A 541-nucleotide genomic window follows, 5' to 3' on the forward strand; every position below is an offset into this window, starting at 1 on the left:
TGCTTTAACCGTATTGGAACAGGCATACACACAATGTGGTATTCTGTTTTTATCCCTTCAGGAATGAGGGAAATTTGCCCTAATTCTGAACCTTTGCGGCCTTCACCGCAAAGCAAATAACTACATGTGACAATGTCGAAACAAGGAGCGAACCATGCAGGTCAGCAGAAGGCAGTTCTTTAAGATCTGCGCTGGCGGTATGGCGGGAACCACGGCAGCAGCGCTGGGCTTTGCCCCGGCAACTGCGCTCGCGGAGACACGGCAGTACAAATTGCTGCGCACGCGCGAAACCCGTAACACCTGCACATACTGTTCTGTCGGCTGTGGGCTGTTGATGTATAGCCTCGGCGACGGCGCAAAAAACGCCAAAGCATCCATTTTCCATATCGAAGGCGATCCGGATCATCCGGTCAACCGTGGTGCGCTCTGTCCGAAAGGGGCTGGTCTGGTGGACTTTATCCATTCTGAAAGCCGCCTGAAATTCCCGGAATATCGCGCGCCAGGCTCCGATAAATGGGAGGAAATCAGTTGGGGCGGAGGG

General features: G+C 53.6%; 1 pseudogene. It reads left to right on the plus strand.

From position 1 onward, the window contains the following. Positions 1-154 precede the first annotated feature (154 nt). A pseudogene (locus tag MKP05_RS21570) lies at positions 155-541 on the plus strand (hypothetical protein); the annotation flags it as partial.

It is taken from the genome of Halomonas flagellata (assembly GCF_022487945.1).
Taxonomy (GTDB): Bacteria; Pseudomonadota; Gammaproteobacteria; order Pseudomonadales; family Halomonadaceae; genus Halomonas; species Halomonas flagellata.